At 65.8% G+C, this 17,537-nt stretch carries 17 protein-coding genes; 5 read left to right on the top strand and 12 right to left on the bottom strand.

Annotated elements, in window-relative coordinates; genetic code table 11:
* Positions 1 to 3 precede the first annotated feature (3 nt).
* Positions 4 to 3,678 (top strand): efflux RND transporter permease subunit, encoded by a 3,675-nt coding sequence (locus tag CLM60_RS10145; protein WP_095589037.1) that lies wholly within the window; start codon positions 4 to 6, stop codon positions 3,676 to 3,678.
* Between the two features lie 173 nt (positions 3,679 to 3,851).
* Positions 3,852 to 4,031, top strand: a complete 180-nt coding sequence (locus CLM60_RS10140; protein WP_095589036.1) for a hypothetical protein — start codon at positions 3,852 to 3,854, stop codon at positions 4,029 to 4,031.
* Positions 4,032 to 4,059: 28 nt separating this feature from the next.
* Here the strand turns inward: CLM60_RS10140 and CLM60_RS10135 are convergent, their stop codons facing one another.
* Together CLM60_RS10135 and CLM60_RS10130 are read right to left on the bottom strand one after the other, a co-directional pair.
* Complete coding sequence (locus CLM60_RS10135) at positions 4,060 to 5,898, bottom strand: ABCB family ABC transporter ATP-binding protein/permease (RefSeq protein WP_095589035.1); 1,839 nt, start codon at positions 5,896 to 5,898, stop codon at positions 4,060 to 4,062.
* A 60-nt stretch (positions 5,899 to 5,958) separates the two neighbouring features.
* Entirely contained in the window at positions 5,959 to 7,284 is a 1,326-nt protein-coding gene (locus tag CLM60_RS10130) for a LysM peptidoglycan-binding domain-containing protein (protein ID WP_141246491.1), read from the bottom strand.
* Positions 7,285 to 7,379: 95 nt separating this feature from the next.
* Between CLM60_RS10130 and CLM60_RS10125 the strand changes: the two genes are divergently transcribed.
* Positions 7,380 to 7,937, top strand: a complete 558-nt coding sequence (locus CLM60_RS10125; RefSeq protein WP_095589033.1) for an LOG family protein — start codon at positions 7,380 to 7,382, stop codon at positions 7,935 to 7,937.
* On the opposite strand, the gene rarD is transcribed toward CLM60_RS10125, so the two are convergent.
* The 9 genes from rarD to CLM60_RS10080 form a co-directional block, all read right to left on the bottom strand.
* On the bottom strand, positions 7,880 to 8,818 hold the full coding sequence (gene rarD / locus CLM60_RS10120) for an EamA family transporter RarD (protein ID WP_095589032.1): 939 nt from the start codon (positions 8,816 to 8,818) through the stop codon (positions 7,880 to 7,882). The two genes, CLM60_RS10125 and rarD, sit on opposite strands and share 58 nt — an antisense overlap.
* Before the next feature lie 51 nt (positions 8,819 to 8,869).
* Positions 8,870 to 9,742 carry a metallophosphoesterase gene (locus CLM60_RS10115; protein WP_095589031.1) on the bottom strand — a complete coding sequence of 291 codons (873 nt, stop codon included), beginning with the start codon at positions 9,740 to 9,742 and terminating at the stop codon, positions 8,870 to 8,872.
* A 7-nt stretch (positions 9,743 to 9,749) separates the two neighbouring features.
* The gene (locus tag CLM60_RS10110; RefSeq protein ID WP_095589030.1) at positions 9,750 to 10,349 is read right to left on the bottom strand and encodes a superoxide dismutase; all 600 of its coding nucleotides are present in this window, start codon (positions 10,347 to 10,349) and stop codon (positions 9,750 to 9,752) included.
* Between the two features lie 107 nt (positions 10,350 to 10,456).
* A complete protein-coding gene (locus tag CLM60_RS10105; RefSeq protein ID WP_095589029.1) occupies positions 10,457 to 11,536 on the bottom strand; it encodes a CsgG/HfaB family protein in 1,080 nt (359 codons plus the stop codon).
* Positions 11,533 to 12,036 (bottom strand): hypothetical protein, encoded by a 504-nt coding sequence (locus CLM60_RS10100; protein ID WP_141246490.1) that lies wholly within the window; start codon positions 12,034 to 12,036, stop codon positions 11,533 to 11,535. Before CLM60_RS10100 ends, CLM60_RS10105 begins: the two co-directional genes overlap by 4 nt.
* 140 nt (positions 12,037 to 12,176) lie before the next feature.
* A complete protein-coding gene (locus CLM60_RS10095; RefSeq protein WP_095589027.1) occupies positions 12,177 to 12,743 on the bottom strand; it encodes a sarcosine oxidase subunit gamma in 567 nt (188 codons plus the stop codon).
* On the bottom strand, positions 12,736 to 15,747 hold the full coding sequence (locus CLM60_RS10090) for a sarcosine oxidase subunit alpha family protein (RefSeq protein WP_095589026.1): 3,012 nt from the start codon (positions 15,745 to 15,747) through the stop codon (positions 12,736 to 12,738). The genes CLM60_RS10095 and CLM60_RS10090 overlap by 8 nt, the downstream gene beginning before the upstream one ends.
* Positions 15,748 to 15,811: 64 nt before the next feature.
* On the bottom strand, positions 15,812 to 16,141 hold the full coding sequence (locus CLM60_RS10085) for a sarcosine oxidase subunit delta (protein ID WP_095589025.1): 330 nt from the start codon (positions 16,139 to 16,141) through the stop codon (positions 15,812 to 15,814).
* A 96-nt stretch (positions 16,142 to 16,237) separates the two neighbouring features.
* The gene (locus tag CLM60_RS10080) at positions 16,238 to 16,459 is read right to left on the bottom strand and encodes a hypothetical protein (RefSeq protein WP_095589024.1); all 222 of its coding nucleotides are present in this window, start codon (positions 16,457 to 16,459) and stop codon (positions 16,238 to 16,240) included.
* 260 nt (positions 16,460 to 16,719) lie between these two features.
* Between CLM60_RS10080 and CLM60_RS20915 the strand changes: the two genes are divergently transcribed.
* Positions 16,720 to 16,875, top strand: a complete 156-nt coding sequence (locus CLM60_RS20915; protein ID WP_176473848.1) for a hypothetical protein — start codon at positions 16,720 to 16,722, stop codon at positions 16,873 to 16,875.
* A 112-nt stretch (positions 16,876 to 16,987) separates the two neighbouring features.
* Here CLM60_RS20915 and CLM60_RS20910 read toward each other — a convergent pair whose 3' ends face one another.
* Entirely contained in the window at positions 16,988 to 17,146 is a 159-nt protein-coding gene (locus CLM60_RS20910) for a hypothetical protein (RefSeq protein ID WP_176473847.1), read from the bottom strand.
* Between the two features lie 190 nt (positions 17,147 to 17,336).
* On the opposite strand from CLM60_RS20910, the gene CLM60_RS10075 reads away from it, so the two are divergent.
* Complete coding sequence (locus tag CLM60_RS10075) at positions 17,337 to 17,537, top strand: hypothetical protein (RefSeq protein ID WP_095589023.1); 201 nt, start codon at positions 17,337 to 17,339, stop codon at positions 17,535 to 17,537.

Genomic DNA, 17,537 nt, shown 5'->3' with positions numbered 1-17,537 from the left:
TTGATGACCGGCATTATCGATTGGGCCGCCAGCCGGGCCAGAATGATCATCGCCTTCATTGCGCTGTCGATCCTGGCCGGGGCGCTGGCCTATGGCACGCTGCCCAAGGAAGGCGAGCCGGATATCGAAATCCCGGCGCTGTTCATCTCGGTCCCCTTCCCCGGCATTTCCGCCGAGGATTCCGAAAAGCTGCTGATCAAGCCGATGGAGACCGAGCTTTCGGATCTGGACGGGCTGAAGGAAATGAGCGCCACCGCCGCCGAAGGCTATGCCGGTCTGGCGCTGGAATTCGAATTCGGCTGGGACAAGACCAAGATCCTGGCCGATGTGCGCGACGCGATGAACACGGCCGAGGCCGATTTCCCCGAGGGCGCCGAGAAATATTCGATCAACGAGATCAACTTTTCCGAGTTCCCGATCATCATCGTGAACCTGTCGGGTCAGGTGCCGGAACGCACGCTGCTGCGCGTGGCCAAGGACCTGCAGGACCGGCTGGAGGGGCTGGAACCGGTGCTGGAGGCCGGGCTGGCCGGGCATCGCGACGAGATGCTCGAGGTGGTGATCGACCCGCTGCGGCTGGAGGCCTATAACGTCACCGCGGGCGAGCTGATCTCGGTCGTGCAGAACAACAACCAGCTGATCGCCGCGGGCGAGGTCGAAACCGCACAGGGCGCGTTTTCGGTCAAGATCCCGTCCAGCTTCGACAGCCCGCAGGATGTCTATGACCTGCCGGTCAAGACCAATGGCGACCGTGTGGTCACGCTGGGCGATCTGGCCGAGATCCGCCTGACATTCGAGGACCGCACCGGCACTGCCCGCTTCAACGGCGAAAACACCGTCGCCCTGCAGGTGGTCAAGCGCAAGGGCTATAACATCATCGACACCTCGCGCCTGATCCGCGAAGTGGTCGAGGAAGAGCGCGCCGCGTGGTCGACCGACCTGCAGGAGGCCGTGACCGTCGGCACGTCGATGGACCAGTCGGTCACGGTGAATTCGATGGTGCGCCAGCTTGAGGGGTCCGTCCTGACCGCGATCGCGCTGGTGATGATCGTGGTGCTGGCCTTTCTTGGCACGCGCTCGGCCTTTCTGGTGGGGTTCGCGATCCCGACCTCGTTCCTGCTGTGCTTCGTGCTGCTGGGGGTGATGGGAATCTCGATCTCCAATATCGTGATGTTCGGTCTGATCCTGGCGGTGGGGATGCTGGTGGATGGCGCCATCGTGGTGGTGGAATATGCCGACCGCCGGATATCCGAGGGCGTGGGCCCCATGCATGCCTTTACCGATGCCGCAAAGCGGATGTTCTGGCCCATCGTCAGCTCGACCGCGACGACGCTGTGCGCGTTCCTGCCGATGCTGTTCTGGCCCGGTGTGCCGGGCGAATTCATGGGCATGCTGCCGGTCACGCTGATCTTCGTGCTGTCGGCCTCGCTGGTGGTAGCGCTGATCTATCTGCCGGTGATGGGTGGGGTCGCGGGCCGCTGGTCGCGGATCCTGGATCGGGCGGCGGCGCATCTGATGGGGCTGAAATGGATCTGGCGCGCGGCGATGGTGCCGGTCACGATGTATATCGCGTTTCTGGGCGCGATGCAGATGCTGAACCCCGGCTACCTGCTGGGTGACGGCGCGGGCGCGGCCGGTGTGGCCTTTGGCGTGCTGCTGTTCATGGTCGGTGCGGCGGGCAGCTCGATCACCCTGACGGCGGCGCGGATCGAACGGCCGCGCAAACGCATCCGCGCGGGCCACCGCCGGTCGCTTTTCGGGCGGTTCATCGGTTTCATCACCGGCAATCCGATCATGCCCATCGTGGCCGTGGTGGCGGTGATCGGCTTTGTCGTCGCGACCTTCATCGCCTATGGCCAGAACAACAAGGGCGTCGAGTTCTTCGTGGATTCCGAGCCCGAGCTGGCCATCGTCTATGTCCGGGCGCGGGGCAACCTGTCGCTGGACGAAAAGGACGCGCTGGTGGAGCAGGCCGAGGAAATCGTCCTGGCCCATCCCGGCGTCGACAGCGCCTTTGCCTTTGCCGGCGAGGGCGGGCTGGAACAGAACACCGGCGGCGCGCAGCCGCCGCTGGACACCATCGGCCAGATCCAGCTGGAACTGGTGCGCTGGGACGACCGCAAGGATATCCCCGAACTGGATGGCGATATCGTGCTGGACGAGCTGGAGGCGCAACTGGCCACCCTGCCCGGCATCCGGACCGAGATCCTGTCGCAATCGCGCGGCCCGGCCTCGGCCAAGCCGGTGCATCTGCGCATCCGGGGCGACAATTGGGACGACCTGATCGAAGCCACCACCCTGGCGCGTGCGCAATTCGACACAACCCCCGCCCTGCGCGATATCGAAGACACCCTGCCCCTGCCCGGCATCGACTGGCAGATCGACGTGGATGTGGAACAGGCCGGCCGCTATGGCGCCGATGTGGCGACCGTGGGCGGCATGGTCCAGCTGGTGACGCGCGGGCTGTTTCTGGACAACATGCGCGTGCCCTCCTCTGACGAAGAGATCGAGATCCGCGTTCGCCTGCCCGAGGATGACCGCGTCCTGTCCACGCTGGACAGCCTGAAGGTGCGCACCACCGACGGGCTTGTGCCGCTGTCGAATTTCATCACCCGCACGCCGGTCAAGAAACTGGGCCGCATCACCCGCGTGGATCAGGAGCGTTATTTCGACATCAAGGCGGGCGTGCAGGACGGCATGTCCAAGCTGGTCGATGACGCGGGCGAAACGGTTGCGCTGTCCACCGGCACCGATGCCGATGGCACGCTGCTGTTCGCGCCCGGCGCCGATGCCCCGGCGCTGCGCCAGCAGGTGGCCGATGGCGCGCTGACCGTGACGCCCGTGAACCCCAACGAACGCATCGCCGCCCTGACCGAATGGCTGGAAACCGATCCCCTGCCCGCGGGCCTGAGCTGGGAATGGACCGGCGACCAGGAGGACGAGGCGGAATCCCAGGCGTTTCTGTCCAAGGCTTTTGTGGGCGCGCTGGGGCTGATGTTCATCATCCTGCTGGCGCAGTTCAACAGCTTCTACAACGCGGTTCTGGTGCTCTTGGCGGTGGTGCTGTCGACCACCGGTGTGCTGATCGGGATGCTGGCCATGGGGCAGCCGTTTTCGATCATCATGACCGGCACGGGCATCGTCGCGCTGGCGGGGATCGTGGTGAACAACAATATCGTGCTGATCGACACCTATCAGGAATACAGCCAGTACATGCCGCGCCTGCAGGCGATCGAACGCACCGCACAGGCGCGCATCCGGCCCGTCCTGCTGACCACGGTCACGACGATGGCGGGGCTGGCGCCGATGATGATGGGCCTGTCGCTGGATTTCATCGGCGGCGGCTATTCCATCGACAGCCCGACCGCGCTGTGGTGGAAACAGCTGGCCACGGCGGTGGTGTTCGGGCTGGGCGTGGCCACGGTTCTGACGCTGATCTTCACGCCCGCGATGTTGGCGCTGCGGATCTGGTTCTGGACCGGCGCCTATCGCGGGGTCTCGGCCGTGCGGGCCCTGTCACTGGGCCGCGACAGCGCCCAGGCGCGGGACATCGCGCTGGCCCAGGCCGCACGCAAGGTCAACGCCACGGATATCATCTGGACCGGCACGGATGCGGCGCCCGACGCCGACAGCCAAAGCCCCGATGGCAGCCACCCGCCCCTGCGGGCGGCGGAATGACCCGGCGCGGGGCCTGAAACACGGTCTGCACAATCGCTGTGCAATCTCGCGCCAAGTTCACGTTTATCTGAGCGGTCTGTGCATTGATGGGCAGCGCTTCGCGCCCCATCTGTGTCCTGTGACGGATGCAGCCGCGTCCGCCCGATACCCAGCAAAGCTAAAGGAGACTGCAGATGACCCGCTTCATCATGGTCTTCGCTTTCCTTCTGGGGCTAAGCGGCCCTGTACTGGCCGATACCCCGAACGCCGGCGAAGACAACACCGCCAAACCGACCTGGACCCTGTCGGCCAAGGTCATGGGCACCGGCAACGCGAAGATCGAACAGATCAAGGCCGAGCTGGCCGCGGATTGATCCCCGACCCGCACGACCGACGCGCGGATCAGGCAGCGGCCTGGTCCGCGTCCTCGCCCGCCTTCTGGCGCTGCCACATGGCGGCATAGCGGCCGTTGCGCTCCAGCAGCGCCTCGTGCCGGCCGCGTTCCACGATCACGCCATCCTCCAGCACCACGATCTCGTCGGCATCGACAATGGTCGACAGCCGGTGCGCGATGGTCAGAACCGTGCGCCCCTGCCCCATCGCCTTGAGCTCGCTCTGGATACTCGCCTCGGTCTCGCTGTCGAGCGCACTGGTCGCCTCGTCCAGCAACAGGATCGGCGGGTTCTTCAGCAGCGTGCGCGCGATGCCCACGCGCTGTTTCTCGCCCCCTGACAGCTTCAGGCCGCGTTCGCCCACCATGGTCTGATACCCGTCGGGCAGCGCGGTGACGAAATCGTGGATCTTGGCGGCACGGGCGGCGGCCTCGATCTCGGCGCGTGTCGCCTCGGGGCGGCCATAGGCGATGTTGTAGAGGATCGTGTCGTTGAACAGCACCGTGTCCTGCGGCACCACGCCGATCTGGGCGTGCAGGCTGTCCTGGGTCACGTCGCGCACATCCTGCCCGTCGATCAGCAGCGCCCCGCCATTCACGTCATAGAAACGGAAGAGCAGCCGCCCGATGGTGGATTTGCCCGAGCCCGACGGCCCCACGATGGCGATCGACCCGCCCGATGGCACCTTCAGGCTGACGCCTTTCAGGATCGGGCGCGCGGCCTCGTACCCGAAGACGACATCGCGCAGCTCGACCTGGCCCTTGTCACAGCGCAGATCGGGCGCGCCGGGCTTGTCGGCGACCTCGGCCGGTTGCTCCAGCAGATCGAACATCTCGCCCATATCCACAAGGCTTTGCCGGATCTCGCGATAGACCGTGCCCAAGAAGTTCAGCGGCATGGTGATCTGGATCATATAGGCGTTGACCATGACGAAATCGCCCACCGTCAGCTGCCCCGATTGCACCCCCAGCGCGGCCAGCACCATCACCCCGATCAGCCCGCTGGAAATCAGCAGCGACTGCCCGAAATTCAGCGCCGCCAGCGAGTAGGAGGTCTTCAGCGCGGCCTGTTCATAGCCCGCCATCGCGCTGTCATAGCGCGCCGCCTCGCGCGATTCCGCGCCGAAATACTTGACGGTTTCGAAATTCAGCAGGCTGTCGATAGCCTTTTGATTGGCATCGGTGTCCTGGTCGTTCATCTGCTTGCGGATGCGCACCCGCCATTCGGTGACCTTGAACGTGAACCAGACATAGGTCGCGATGGTCGCCATAACGATGGCCAGGTACCAGACGTCGAACACGACGAACAGCACCACGGCGATCATCAAAAGCTCCAGCACCAGCGGGCCGATGGAAAACAGCAGGAACCGCAACAGGAACTCGACCCCTTTGACGCCGCGTTCGATGATCCGGCTGAGGCCGCCGGTCTTGCGCGTGATGTGATAGCGCATCGACAGGCGGTGAATATGGGTAAAGGTCTCCAGCGCCAGCCGCCGCAGTGCCCGCTGGCCAACCTTGGCAAAGACCGCATCGCGCAGCTGCTGGAAGCCCACGGTCATCATCCGCGCCATGCCATAGGCCACGGTCAGCCCGATCGCCCCGATGGCCAGCATCCAGGCCGCGTCATTGCCGGTTTCGCCCGTCAGGCTGTCAACCGCGCCCTTGTACAGGAACGGTGTCGCGACCGAGATCAGCCGCGCCACCACCAGAAAGCCAAGCGCGATCACCACACGGCGTTTGACCCATCCCTGCCCGTCGGGCCACAGATAGGGCACCACGCGGCGGATCGTGCGCCAGCCGCTGGCGCGCATCTTCTGATCCGGGTCGAAGGTCGTGGGTCTTGGGGGCATGCGGGTCCTTTCTGGATTTCAGAAAGAACCTAGGTCGCGGTGCGGGGAATGACCAGTGCGCTATTGCAGCTGCGGCACGTCGAAGACCTGGCCGGGATAGATCAGGTCGGGATCGCGGATCAGGCCCTTGTTGGCCTCGAACACCTGCACGTAAAGCAGCCCGTCGCCATAGGTTTCCTGGGCGATGCCCCACAGGGTAAAGCCCGGCTGGACGGTCACGACCTGCACCGCCGGGGTGGCGGGGGCCGCAGGATCCGGGGTGGCGGCGGTGTCCGCCGGCGTCTCGGCGGGTGCGGCCGGGGCGGGTGTGGGCGCGGGCGCCAGCACCTGTGCCAGCGCCTCGGGCGCCTCGCGCTTGAACGGGGTTTCGGTCCGCGCGATCACCTTGCCGGCGGTGTCCAGCTCGTCGGCGCGCAGGGTGTAAAGCCCCGGCGCGATCCCGTCGAACGTGCCCGACCAGCGCCCGTCCGTCCCGCTTTGCAGCGTGCCCAGCTCGGCATTGTCCAGATAAAGCCGGACAAAGGCCTGCGGCAGCGCCCGTCCCGCCAGGACGACCGCGCCGCTGGCGCTATAGGAAATCGCTTCGATCACCAGCTGATCGGGCGCGGCGCCACCCTGCAACACGCGCACACCGCCCTGATCGGCCAGCACGACCGCCGGGGCCTGTGCGGGCGCCGGGGGCTCGGGCGCGGGGTCTGTGGCCGCAACCGGCGCGGCGGGGTCAGCCGCCGGATCGGCGGGGGGTTCACCGGGCGCCTCGGCGGTGGCGACATCGGCGGCGGGTGCCGGTTCGGGCGCCGCCACGGGCGAGATGATCACCGTCTGGGTCGAGGCCGCCTGTGTGCCCTGCGCGTCCTTGGCCGACAGCGACATCGCCTGCGGCGCTTCGCCCGGCGCGACATCGAACTGCGCCACGAACTGTCCGCGCGCATCGGCCACGGCGCGGGCCGCTTCGGTCGCGCCCAGGCGCACGGTGACCTCGGCCCCCGGGGCGGCCTGTCCGGCGACCAGCGCCGCGCCATCGGGCGCCACGCGCACCACGTCAAAGCTGGGCGTGACGGGATCGGCCAGAACCGGGGCTTCGGGGGCGGGCACCGGTGTTTCGGGCGGCGGCGGCGCGTCGGCTTGTGCCTGTTCCGGCGCGGCTGTGGATGGCGCGGGCGCGTCGGCCGCGGCGGTTGGCGTATCCTGCACGGGTTCGGGGACGGGTTCGGGCGCGACGGCGGCGGTTTCGGGCGCATCGGCGCCCTGTGGCGGCACGGCGGCCAGCGGCGCAGGCGCCTGTGTGGGACGCAGCAGCCACGCCACGCCCCCTGCCGCCAGAAGCCCCGCAACAATCATGGCCAGCATGGCCGTGCTGTGGCCTTTTTCAACCGGTTCAGTCATCCCAATGTCCCCGACGCAGTCTTTGCCCCCACCGCGCTTGCCGGACCATATCAACCCCGCTATCACGGGTCCAGAACGATGATCCGGGGGACAAGATGCCGACCAAACCCATATCCGTCTGTGTCTTTTGCGGATCGCGCGATGGCGGCGATCCGGCCTATGCCACGGCGGCCGCGGATCTGGGCACGGCGCTGGCCGCCGAAGGCTGGCGGCTGGTCTATGGCGCGGGCGATGTGGGGCTGATGGGCCGCACCGCGCGCGCCGCACAGGAGGCGGGCGGCGAGACCTTCGGCGTGATCCCGATCCACCTGTTCGAACGCGAGGTCGGCAAGCGCGACCTGTCGACCTTTATCGTGACCGAAAACATGCACGAGCGCAAAAAGGTCATGTACATGAATTCCGACGCCATCGTGATGCTGCCGGGCGGTGCGGGGTCGCTGGACGAGTTTTTCGAGGTCCTGACCTGGCGGCAGCTGGTGCTGCACGAAAAACCGATCATCCTGTTGAACACCGCCGGGTACTGGGACCCGCTGAACGCGCTGATCGCCCATGTGATCGACCAGAAATTCGCCGATGCCAGCTTGGCCGGTTTCATTCAGACCGTGGACGATGTGCCCACGCTGATCGCGGCTTTGCGCGACCGTCTTTCCTGACGCAGGCTGTCCCAGGAATAGATCGCCAGCGCGCCCCAGATCAGCGGCAGCGCGACCATGTGCCAGCGCGTCACCGGCTCGACGAAAATCAGTGATGCCACAAGGAATTGCAGCGTCGGGTTGATGTATTGCACCAACCCGATCGACGCCATGCTGACCCGTTTCGAGGCATAGGAGAACAAGATCAGCGGCCCGCCCGTCAACAGCCCCGATCCCGCCAGCATCAGGGTGTCGTGCCAATTGCTGCCAAAGGCACCCAGATTGCGCCCCACCAGCCCGGTCCAGCCCTGTGTGTGCACCCCCCAGAGCCACACCAGCGCCAGTGGCGCCAGCAGCGCGACCTCGGTCGTGACCGACACCACGGGTCCCGCGCCAAGCCCCTGTTTGATCAGGCCATAGAAGCCGAAGGTCACCGCCAGCGCCAGCGATATCCAGGGCGGCACCCCCAGCCCCGCCGTCAGGACACAGACCGCCAGCGTGGCCAGCCCGACCGCCAGCCATTTGCGGCGGCTCAGCCCCTCGCCCAGCACGACAAAGCCCATCAGCACCGCCACCAGCGGAAAGATGTAATAGCCCAGGCTGGCCTCGACCGCGTGGCCCACCTGAACCGAATAGATGAACATCCCCCAATTGACCGAGATCATCGTCGCCGCCAGCGCGACCCGCAGCGCCTCGCGCCGGTCGCGCAACAGCGCCGCCACCTGCCCAAGCCGCCCCTGCACCATGAGCACCAGCGCAAACAGCAGCAGCGACCACAGCGTGCGGTGGCACAGCACCTCAAGCGGGGGCACATGCGCCAGCAGCTTGTAATAGATCGACGACAGCCCCCAGATCACACTGGCCGCAGCCATCGCCAGAACGCCCTTGCGCGCCTCGGTCATGTTCCGCCCTTCCCCGTCACGCCACAGCGTTTTCACGCCGCCCGGGCGGGGTCAAGCGCCCGTGACCTGGATCACCGTGATTTCGGGCGGCATGTTCACCCGCACCGGCAATTCCGAACAGCCGATCCCGCCCGACACGATCAGCGTGCGGCCATCGGCCTCGTACCGGCCATAGGAAAACACCTCGTTCTCGGCGGCCATGATGATGGGCGAGCGGTTGCCCAACCGGATCTGGCCCCCATGGGTGTGGCCCGACAGCGTCAGGAAGACCTGCGCCGGGATATGCGGAAACAGGTCAGGCTCATGCGCCAGCAGGATACAGGGCGCGTCGTCGGTGATGGTGGAAAGCGCGGCCTCCAGATCGTCGAAGCCTTCGACATCCGGGTCGATGTCCAGCGGGCGCTGGTCGGCCAGACCGCTCAGCCAGAAATGCCCGCCCGCGTGGTCGATACGGGCGCTTTCATTGTCCAGATGCGGGATGCTCGCCTGTGCCAGCGCGATCTGCGCGGCGCAAGGACGACGGTCGCGCGCGGCCTGTTCGTCCTGCCACCAGTCGTGGTTGCCCAGCACCGCCCAGGTGCCCAGCGGCGCGCGGAACGCGGCCAGACGGTCGATGATCTGCTGCTTGGTCATCTGCCCCCAGGTCCAGCGATGCGCGGCGGCGTAATCGCCCAGCAGGATCGCCAGATCGGGGTTCAGCGCGTTGGCCTTGCGCACGATCCGGCTGACCCGCGACAGCGGGATATGCGGCGCGCCCGCATGCAGGTCGGAAATCACCACGATCCTGAGCGGCGCCCGCCCGCCCCAGCCCGGATGCGCCACATCGTAACGCTTGATCCGCAGCCGCCAGGCGGGCTCGACCCAGAACCCATAAAAAAGGGCCAGGAGCAAAGCCCCCAGCCCGATGAGCAAAGCCCAGATCATGATCAGGTCACAGGCGCGAAGCCACGTTTTCCCAATTGACCAGATTGTCCAGGAAGTTGGTCAGATACGCCGGACGCTTGTTGCGGTAATCGATGTAATAGGAATGCTCCCACACATCGCAGCCCAGCAGGGCCTTCTGACCGAAGCAGAGCGGATTGACGCCGTTTTCGGTCTTGGTGACCTTCAGCGTGCCATCGGTGTCAACCACCAGCCAGCACCAGCCCGAGCCGAACTGACCCGCGCCCGCGGCCGAGAATTCCTGTTTGAAATCGTCGATCGAGCCAAAGGCGTCGGTGATGCGGCCGGCCAGCTCGCCGGGCATGTCCTTGCCGCCGGGACCCATCATTTCCCAGAACTGCATGTGGTTCCAGTGCTGGCTGGCATTGTTGAAGATGCCGTTCTGCGCCACCGCGCCCGCCTGATAGGTGCCGGTGATGATGTCTTCCAGCGATTTGCCTTCCCACTCGGTGCCCGCGATCAGCTTGTTGCCGTTGTCGACATAGGCCTTGTGGTGCAGGTCGTGGTGGTATTCCAGCGTTTCCTTGGACATGCCCAGATCGGCCAGCGCGTCATGGGCGTAAGGAAGGTCGGGAAGTTCAAAAGCCATGTTCAGGCCCCCTGTTCGTCAAATTGGATATGCATGATAACTGCGGCGCTGCCACGCCGCCGTCAACCCCAATGGAACGTGAAAGCGGCGGGAAAGTTCCAACCCGCCTATTGGCGCACCGTCGGGACCAGATCGAAATAGCCGATGGAGCGCGCCGCATACTCGCCCGCCTCGGACGTGTTGGGCGTGACCACCATCTCGAAGGCCAGCGTCATGATCAGCTGTTCCAGCCCCTTGACCCCGGCGATGGTGAAGTTCATCTGCGCCGGTTTGCCCGCCGGAACGACGCTGGCATATTGCGGATAGGTGGAATTGCATTGGCCCATATAGCCCAGGCCGCGACAGGTCCTGATCCCCGCGACCTCGCCCTGGCCGGTCATGACCGTTCCGGTGGCGTCGGACGCGGTAATCGTCTTGGGGATATAGGACAGGGCGATCTCGTTGTCGGATTTGTTGTTGAACCGGATCGCCACGCTGATTTCGCCCGAGTTCGGCGAATAGAACAGGCTGACGATATGCGCGTCGAATATGTCCGAGTTATAGACCCGCCGCTCCGTCACCGGGGCGGGCGCGATGGTGGTGGTCGTGTCGCCGGTGACGACCGTCACGGTCTGCCCCGCAGGCTCGGCCGCGGCCCCCGGCGCGGCGGTGAAGCCACAGGCCCCGCGGCTGCGCGTCGCGGTCATCTTTGACACCGAACCGATCAGTGGGAAATCCGACCGCGCGGTGGAAAACAGCTTGCCGTTTTCGGTGCTGATCAACCGCGCCTGCAGCTTGATACGCTCGCCGAATTCGATCAGCGAGCCCGAGACCAGCGCATCGACCCCCTCGATCTCGCCCAGTTTCTTGGCCGCATCCGGCGCGATGGTGCCGTCATAGACCAGCTCCAGCTCGCGAAAGATCGCGGAAAGCTGCGAGCGTTCGATCAGCTCGATCTGCCCCTCGCCCGCGTTGAACAGGCTGTCGACCAGAAACTCGGTGATATAGTTCGAAAGCTCGGAACAGGTGCCATCGGAATGGGTAAAGGTCGAAATCCCGATGATCGGCACCCCGTCGGCGCGGGTCTTGGTCACGATCTGCTGGGCGATCTCGTCCAGGCTGCTGTCGACGCCATCGGCGGCCTGCGCCATGCCGCCCGCCAGACCCAACGCCAGAACCGCAGGCAATGCGCGTTTCGCAAAATTCATTCCGTACTTCCCTTCACACAATCCGGCGCGGCGGCAGAAAGCCCCGCCACCGCGCTTTCAATGAAATTGTCATATGCATTTTCGAATGCGGCCGGTCCCTTGCCGGTGCCGACCATGTCGATCGTCTGGGGCGCGCCGCCATTCATCAGGGTGACGGACCCGTCCAGAAACACCCCCGGCTGCCCCGACGCGCTGGATGCGGCCGGTGTGTCGCGCTGGCTGACCGGGTTCAGCTTCAGCCGCAACGCCGGGCAGGATTGAGTTTCGAGATAGGCCACCAGATCCCCGGCAACACGCTGATCGACCGCGCCTTCGGCATTGACCAGCCCGACCAGATCCGCCGGCAGCGGGACATCGATGGGTGCGATCACGGCGGCTTCGGTTTCGGGCCCGGCGTCGCAAATTTCCATGCGCACGCAGATCTGCGTGATCTTGCCCGGCAGATCGAACACGAAATTCACCGCGCCCCCCAGCGCGGCCAGAAAACCGACCCCCGCCACGACGCGGCCCGTCAGCTTCGGCGGCTTTTCTTTTCCAGAATTCGACAAATCAAAACCGAAATCGCATCCAACCCGGTTTCAGTCTGCGAAGGCGAACGCCCCCTGTCCAGAGATTTCTGGGCCGTGCAAGGCCGGGGGCGTCAGAACACCCCGACCTCGCCCCCCGGCTCGGCCGCGGTTTTCAGCAGGTCAAAGGCATATTGCGCGACAGACCGGAAACAGACCAGCTCAAACGCGCTGTCATCCACCATCCAGAACGCCGCCGACACGTGACCCAGACGGGTGCGGCGGATCTGGCCGGGGCCAAAGGCGGCGGGCGACAGATCGACCGGGCACAGCTTGGCCAGGACCTCGCGCGCGCCGGACCCTTCGATGCGAAAGAGCGCGCGGGCATCGGACACGTCGACCACCAGGCTGTGCAGCCCGCTCAGCGTCTGCTGGATCGTGCTGACGGCGCTGGCAACCTCGGGATGCGGCACCATGACCAGCAGCTCATCGGGCGACATCCAGGCGATGCCGCGCTGGTCCACGATGTGGCATTCGCGCAGGTCGGGCATGTCCACCCCCGCCACGCCGGTCGCGGCGTTCTTGACCGCGACCTCGGCCAGGTTGCCGCGCAAGGTGATCATGCCGCGCGCGGGCTGTTCGGTGATGGTGGCATAGCCCGCATAGTGCGCGCCGCCCAGGGCGGTGACGGTCTCAGACATTCTGCTTCTCTCCGTCCTTGTCATAGAATACCGGATCGACGATGCGCGCCCGCATCATCGTCCCATCGGTGCGGGCGAATTCCAGCTCTTCGCCCATCCGGTCGGGCCCCTTGTGGACCAGCCCCATGGCAATCCCGCGCCCCAGCGTGGGCGAGTAATAGGTCGAGGTCACGCGCCCCTGCGTCTTGCGCTGGCCATTGGCGTTGCTGCCCGGCGCCACGGCATAGGCCCCGTCGGGCAACACCCCGCCATCCAGCGTTTCCAGCCCCACCAGCTTCCACCGGTCGGGGTCGGTCATGTGGCTGCGGGCCTGGCCGCGCTTGCCCAGGTAATCGTCCTTCTTCTTCGAGATCGCCCAATCCAGCCCCAGATCCTGCGGGATGATGGTGCCGTCGGTCTCGTCCCCGATCATGATGAAGCCCTTTTCGGCCCGCATCACATGCAGCGCCTCGGTCCCATAGGGCATGATGCCGAACTGCGTCCCGACCGCCAGCAGCGTGTCCCACAGCGCCCGGCCCTGCCCGGCGGGGACGGCGATCTCATAACTCAGCTCGCCCGAGAAGCTGATGCGATAGATGCGCACCGGATGCCCCGCCAGCGTGCCATCGGCCCAGCCCATGAAGGGCAACGCCTCGGCGCTGACATCCATGCCGCCCAGATTTTCCAGCAGCGCGCGCGCTTTCGGGCCGACCACGGCGATCTGGGCGTACTGCTCGGTCAGGTTGGCGACATAAACCTGCCAATCCCACCATTCGCATTGCAACCAGTCTTCCATATGGGCGTGGATCCGGTCCGCGCCGCCGGTGGTGGTGTGACACAGGAACGTGTCGTCATCGAGCCGCGCCACGACGCCATCGTCGATCAGGAACCCGTTCTCGTCGCACATCAGCCCATAGCGGCAGCGCCCCGGTTTCAAGGTCGACATCATGTTGGTGTACATCATGTCCAGGAACTTGCCCGCATCCGGCCCCTTAACCACCAGCTTGCCCAGGGTGCTGGCATCCAGCAGCCCGACATTGGTGCGGGTGTTCGTGATCTCGCGCTTCACGGCCGCCGCGCGATCCTCGCCCCCCCGGCGGAAGGTATAGGGGCGCTGCCAATGGCCCACCGGTTCGAAATCCGCGCCATTGGCGTCGTGCCAATCCTGCATCGGCGTGCGGCGCAGCGGCAGGAAGGTATCGCCGCGTGCCTCGCCCGCGATGGCGGCCATCGAAATCGGGGTATAGGGCGGGCGGAACGTGGTTGTGCCCACCTGCGGGATATCCGAACCCAACGCATCAGAAAGCACCGCCAGCCCGTTGATATTGCTAAGCTTTCCCTGATCCGTCGCCATGCCCAGCGTGGTATAGCGCTTGGTGTGTTCGACGCTTTCATAGCCTTCGCGCGCGGCCAGTTGCACGTCGGAAACCTTTACGTCGTTCTGGTAATCCAGCCACATCTTGGACCGCAGATCCGGCCCCGCGCCCTGCGGCATGATCCAGACCGGCAGCAGCGGTTCCTCGGCCACGGCATTGGCGCGGGCGGCGGTGCCATCGGCGGGATCGCGGCCCAGCGCCACCGCCGCGTTCTGCCCCGCCGCAGCCGCATCGCGCAGCGTATCGGCCGCCTGCAGGTGGCCATTGGCGGCCCCGGCGGCAATGACGAAGGGCGCGCCGTCCTGATCGGCGGGCGCGCGGTCCGGGTCGGGCCGGAAATGCGCCTGTGCAGCGTCCCAGGTCAGCTTGCCGCCGCAATGGGACCACAGATGCACCACCGGCGACCAGCCACCCGACATGGCGACCACGTCGCAGGGGATTTCTTCCAGCACCGCGCCCTCGCCCGCCTGAGCGCAGAGCGCCACACCCTCGACCCGGGCGCGGCCCTTGACCTTGGCGATGCCGCGCCCGGTTTCCACGCGGATGCCCGCATCGCGCACGGCCTGTGGCAGCGCGCCGGTGGCGGTGGGGCGTGCGTCGATCACCGCTGCCACGATCAGCCCCGCCATTTGCAGCGCCAGCGCGGTGCGATAGGCGTCGTCATTATTGGTCACGATCACGGTGCGGTCGCCGGGGCTGATCGCCCAGTTCACCACATAGTCGCGCACCGCGCTTGCCAGCATCACACCGGGCAGGTCATTGCCCGCAAACGACAGCGGCCGTTCGATGGCCCCCGTCGCGGTGATGATCCGGCCCGCCCGGATGCGCCACAGCCGGTGACGCGGCCCCGCCGTGCCGGGCCGGTGATCGCTGACCCGCTCATAGGCCAGCAGATAGCCGTGGTCATAGACGCCCGCCCCCATCAACCGGCTGCGCAGCGTGACATTTTCCATGTCTTCAAGGGCTTGCAGCGTGGCGCTCACCCAATCCTCGGCCGGTTTTCCGTCGATTTCGACGCCATCCACCGGCGCGCGGCCGCCCCAATGGGCGGATTGTTCCATCACCAGAACCTTGGCGCCCGCATGGCCCGCCGCCAGCGCCGCCTGCAACCCCGCGACGCCGCCGCCGATCACCACAACGTCATAGAAGGCATAGAAATGCTCGTACCGGTCGGGATCGCCCGGCTGCGTGACCTTGCCCAGCCCCGCCGAGTGCCGGACGATGGGCTCGAACAGGTGTTTCCACGCCGCGCGCGGATACATGAAGGTCTTGTAGTAGAAGCCCGCGGGGAAGAATTTCGACAGGTGGTTGTTCACCGCGCCGATGTCGAAATTCAGGCTGGGCCAGTGGTTCTGGCTGATCGCGCTGAGCCCGTCGAAGAGCTCGGTCGTGGTGGCGCGCTGGTTCGGTTCGAACCGCGGCCCCTGCCCCAGGCCCACCAAGGCGTTGGGTTCCTCGGGGCCCGCGGCGACCACGCCACGCGGGCGGTGGTACTTGAACGACCGGCCCATCAGCATCTGGTCATTGCCCAGAAGGGCCGCCGCCAGCGTGTCGCCGGCAAAGCCCGTCATGGGCGTGCCGTTGAAGGTGAAGCTCAGGCGCTGATTGCGGTCGATCAGCCGACCGCCGGTTTGCAGGCGAGTGCTCATATACGGGCCTTTTCGATCAGGATTTTCATGCCTCCGGCGGGAGTATTTCGGCCAAGAAGAAGGCTCATGCAAAGTCCCTCCAGCGCCAGCCCGGGCGGGCGGCGGTGATCTTGTCGCGAATTTCCTGCGGGGGTTCGGTGGTCTGGGCGGGATAGGTGCCGAAGACCTGAAGCGTGGCGGTGTCGCGGGCGGCGATGAACCATTTGCCGCAGCCGTTTACATGCCGCCAGCGTTCGAAATGAACGCCCTTGGGGTTTTCGCGGTGAAACAGGTAGGATTCGAAATCCGCCTCCGAGGCGCCCGGGCCGAAGCGTTTCAGATGCGCCTCGCCCCCGCCGTGGAATTCGGTTTCCTCGCCCGAGACGCCGCAATAGGGGCAGGTCAGGATGAGCATGGGCGCATTTCCTTGTGCTGGGGCCGCCGCACCCCGGACAGCAGAAAGGCGGGCGCCGCGCGGCACCCGCCATTCATGCATTCGGGGTATGTGGGTTTATTCGGTTGGGTCCGTGGGCGCGCCATCGATGGGCGCGGGAATGGGGTTGGGGTCGGCTTGGGGTGTGATCTGGGTTTCGGTGCCGACCGCAGGCGCGCCGCCTGTGTCGGTCGGGGTGCCGCCCGCGAACACGAAGTAAAGGACGATGACCGCCAGGACGATCCCGCCGATGAGCAGCCATGTGAGGGTGCCGCCCCGGTTTGTCGTAACATCTGCCATTGAGTTACCTCCTTTGGTGAGGCCGTCAGGGTCGCACACGTATAGGCAGAAGTAACCGTCGGCGTGCGCGGCGTGCGATCCGCGCGGAAGATGGCCGGAAACGGCGCCCCGGCTGCGCCGGAAACAGCCGAAGCTGTTGTGAAATAAGCGCATCGGCGGTTGGTTGCCGGTGTCGCGGGCGCAATCAAGGGCCCGGGCGTGTATGGCATGGGGGATGCTGCCCCTTGCCAGAACCGAGGCGCCTGCACGATATTGGCGTTATGGAAGATGTCTCGACCCTTGGCCATGCGCTGAAGCTGGTGCCGCTGGCCCTGTTGCTGCTGTTTGCCGTGGTCGTGGTGTTGCGTGGCCTGCGCCGGGATGGCGATGCCACCGACAACCAGGCCAGGGGCGGCGGTCCGAATCCGGATATTTGAGCGAAGGTTCAGGGGGTGCGCCCGGTCATGCACGTGGCAAGGGGCGGTGTGGACCGCCCCCGGCGTGATGTGCCGCGCGGCCCGGTCGGGGCTGCGCGCGATTGTCCGGGGATCAGCCGTCGCCGTCGGGAAGGTCGATCTGGATCTCGGCCTCGTTCTGGGCGGGCACGTCGCCACCGGCATAGATGTACCATACCAGGCCGCCGACCACGACGACCACAGCGCCCAGGATGAAGGCCAGGCCAGAGGTGCTCTTTGTTTCCGTTGCCATTTTTCCGTCTCCGATCGTTCTGTTGTCGGGGGGAAAACGGTTTCGGGGCGGGTTTGGTTCCCAATCAACATTGCACCACCCGGCTGTGATCGGATTTTGAGGGCAGATCGCAGAACAGGTCGCCAAAGCGCCCAAAACCCCTGTAAGCTGCGGACATGAACACCGCTTGCGGGGAGAGAGGCTTAGAGCCGTGAATATCGTTGACTATGTCGTGGACCAGTTCGTCATCGCCGCTGTGATTGTCGCGGTGGTGTTGGTGTTTTCCAGACGCGGCTCGAAACGGCGCAGGAACGGCGACGATCAGGACCTTTCGGGTCACCTGAGCAGCCGGTTCAACCCCTATGAGGACGATTATCGCCGCAAGTATCGGCGCAACGATCGCAAACGCTGA

The sequence above is a fragment of the Actibacterium ureilyticum genome, from assembly GCF_002285435.1.
GTDB lineage: Bacteria > Pseudomonadota > Alphaproteobacteria > Rhodobacterales > Rhodobacteraceae > Actibacterium_C > Actibacterium_C ureilyticum.
The sequence above is the reverse complement of the archived record's forward strand: the minus strand, read 5'-3'. Positions and strand labels throughout refer to the sequence as shown.

Bases quoted from the DNA above. Each gene is read 5' to 3' on its own strand.
- CLM60_RS10145 (WP_095589037.1), top strand. From the start codon at position 4: ATGACCGGCATTATCGATTGGGCCGCCAGCCGGGCCAGAATGATCATC.
- CLM60_RS10140 (WP_095589036.1), top strand. From the start codon at position 3,852: ATGACCCGCTTCATCATGGTCTTCGCTTTCCTTCTGGGGCTAAGCGGC.
- CLM60_RS10135 (WP_095589035.1), bottom strand. From the start codon at position 5,898: ATGCCCCCAAGACCCACGACCTTCGACCCGGATCAGAAGATGCGCGCC.
- CLM60_RS10130 (WP_141246491.1), bottom strand. From the start codon at position 7,284: ATGACTGAACCGGTTGAAAAAGGCCACAGCACGGCCATGCTGGCCATG.
- CLM60_RS10125 (WP_095589033.1), top strand. From the start codon at position 7,380: ATGCCGACCAAACCCATATCCGTCTGTGTCTTTTGCGGATCGCGCGAT.
- rarD (WP_095589032.1), bottom strand. From the start codon at position 8,818: ATGACCGAGGCGCGCAAGGGCGTTCTGGCGATGGCTGCGGCCAGTGTG.
- CLM60_RS10115 (WP_095589031.1), bottom strand. From the start codon at position 9,742: ATGATCTGGGCTTTGCTCATCGGGCTGGGGGCTTTGCTCCTGGCCCTT.
- CLM60_RS10110 (WP_095589030.1), bottom strand. From the start codon at position 10,349: ATGGCTTTTGAACTTCCCGACCTTCCTTACGCCCATGACGCGCTGGCC.
- CLM60_RS10105 (WP_095589029.1), bottom strand. From the start codon at position 11,536: ATGAATTTTGCGAAACGCGCATTGCCTGCGGTTCTGGCGTTGGGTCTG.
- CLM60_RS10095 (WP_095589027.1), bottom strand. From the start codon at position 12,743: ATGTCTGAGACCGTCACCGCCCTGGGCGGCGCGCACTATGCGGGCTAT.
- CLM60_RS10090 (WP_095589026.1), bottom strand. From the start codon at position 15,747: ATGAGCACTCGCCTGCAAACCGGCGGTCGGCTGATCGACCGCAATCAG.
- CLM60_RS10085 (WP_095589025.1), bottom strand. From the start codon at position 16,141: ATGCTCATCCTGACCTGCCCCTATTGCGGCGTCTCGGGCGAGGAAACC.
- CLM60_RS10080 (WP_095589024.1), bottom strand. From the start codon at position 16,459: ATGGCAGATGTTACGACAAACCGGGGCGGCACCCTCACATGGCTGCTC.
- CLM60_RS20915 (WP_176473848.1), top strand. From the start codon at position 16,720: ATGGAAGATGTCTCGACCCTTGGCCATGCGCTGAAGCTGGTGCCGCTG.
- CLM60_RS20910 (WP_176473847.1), bottom strand. From the start codon at position 17,146: ATGGCAACGGAAACAAAGAGCACCTCTGGCCTGGCCTTCATCCTGGGC.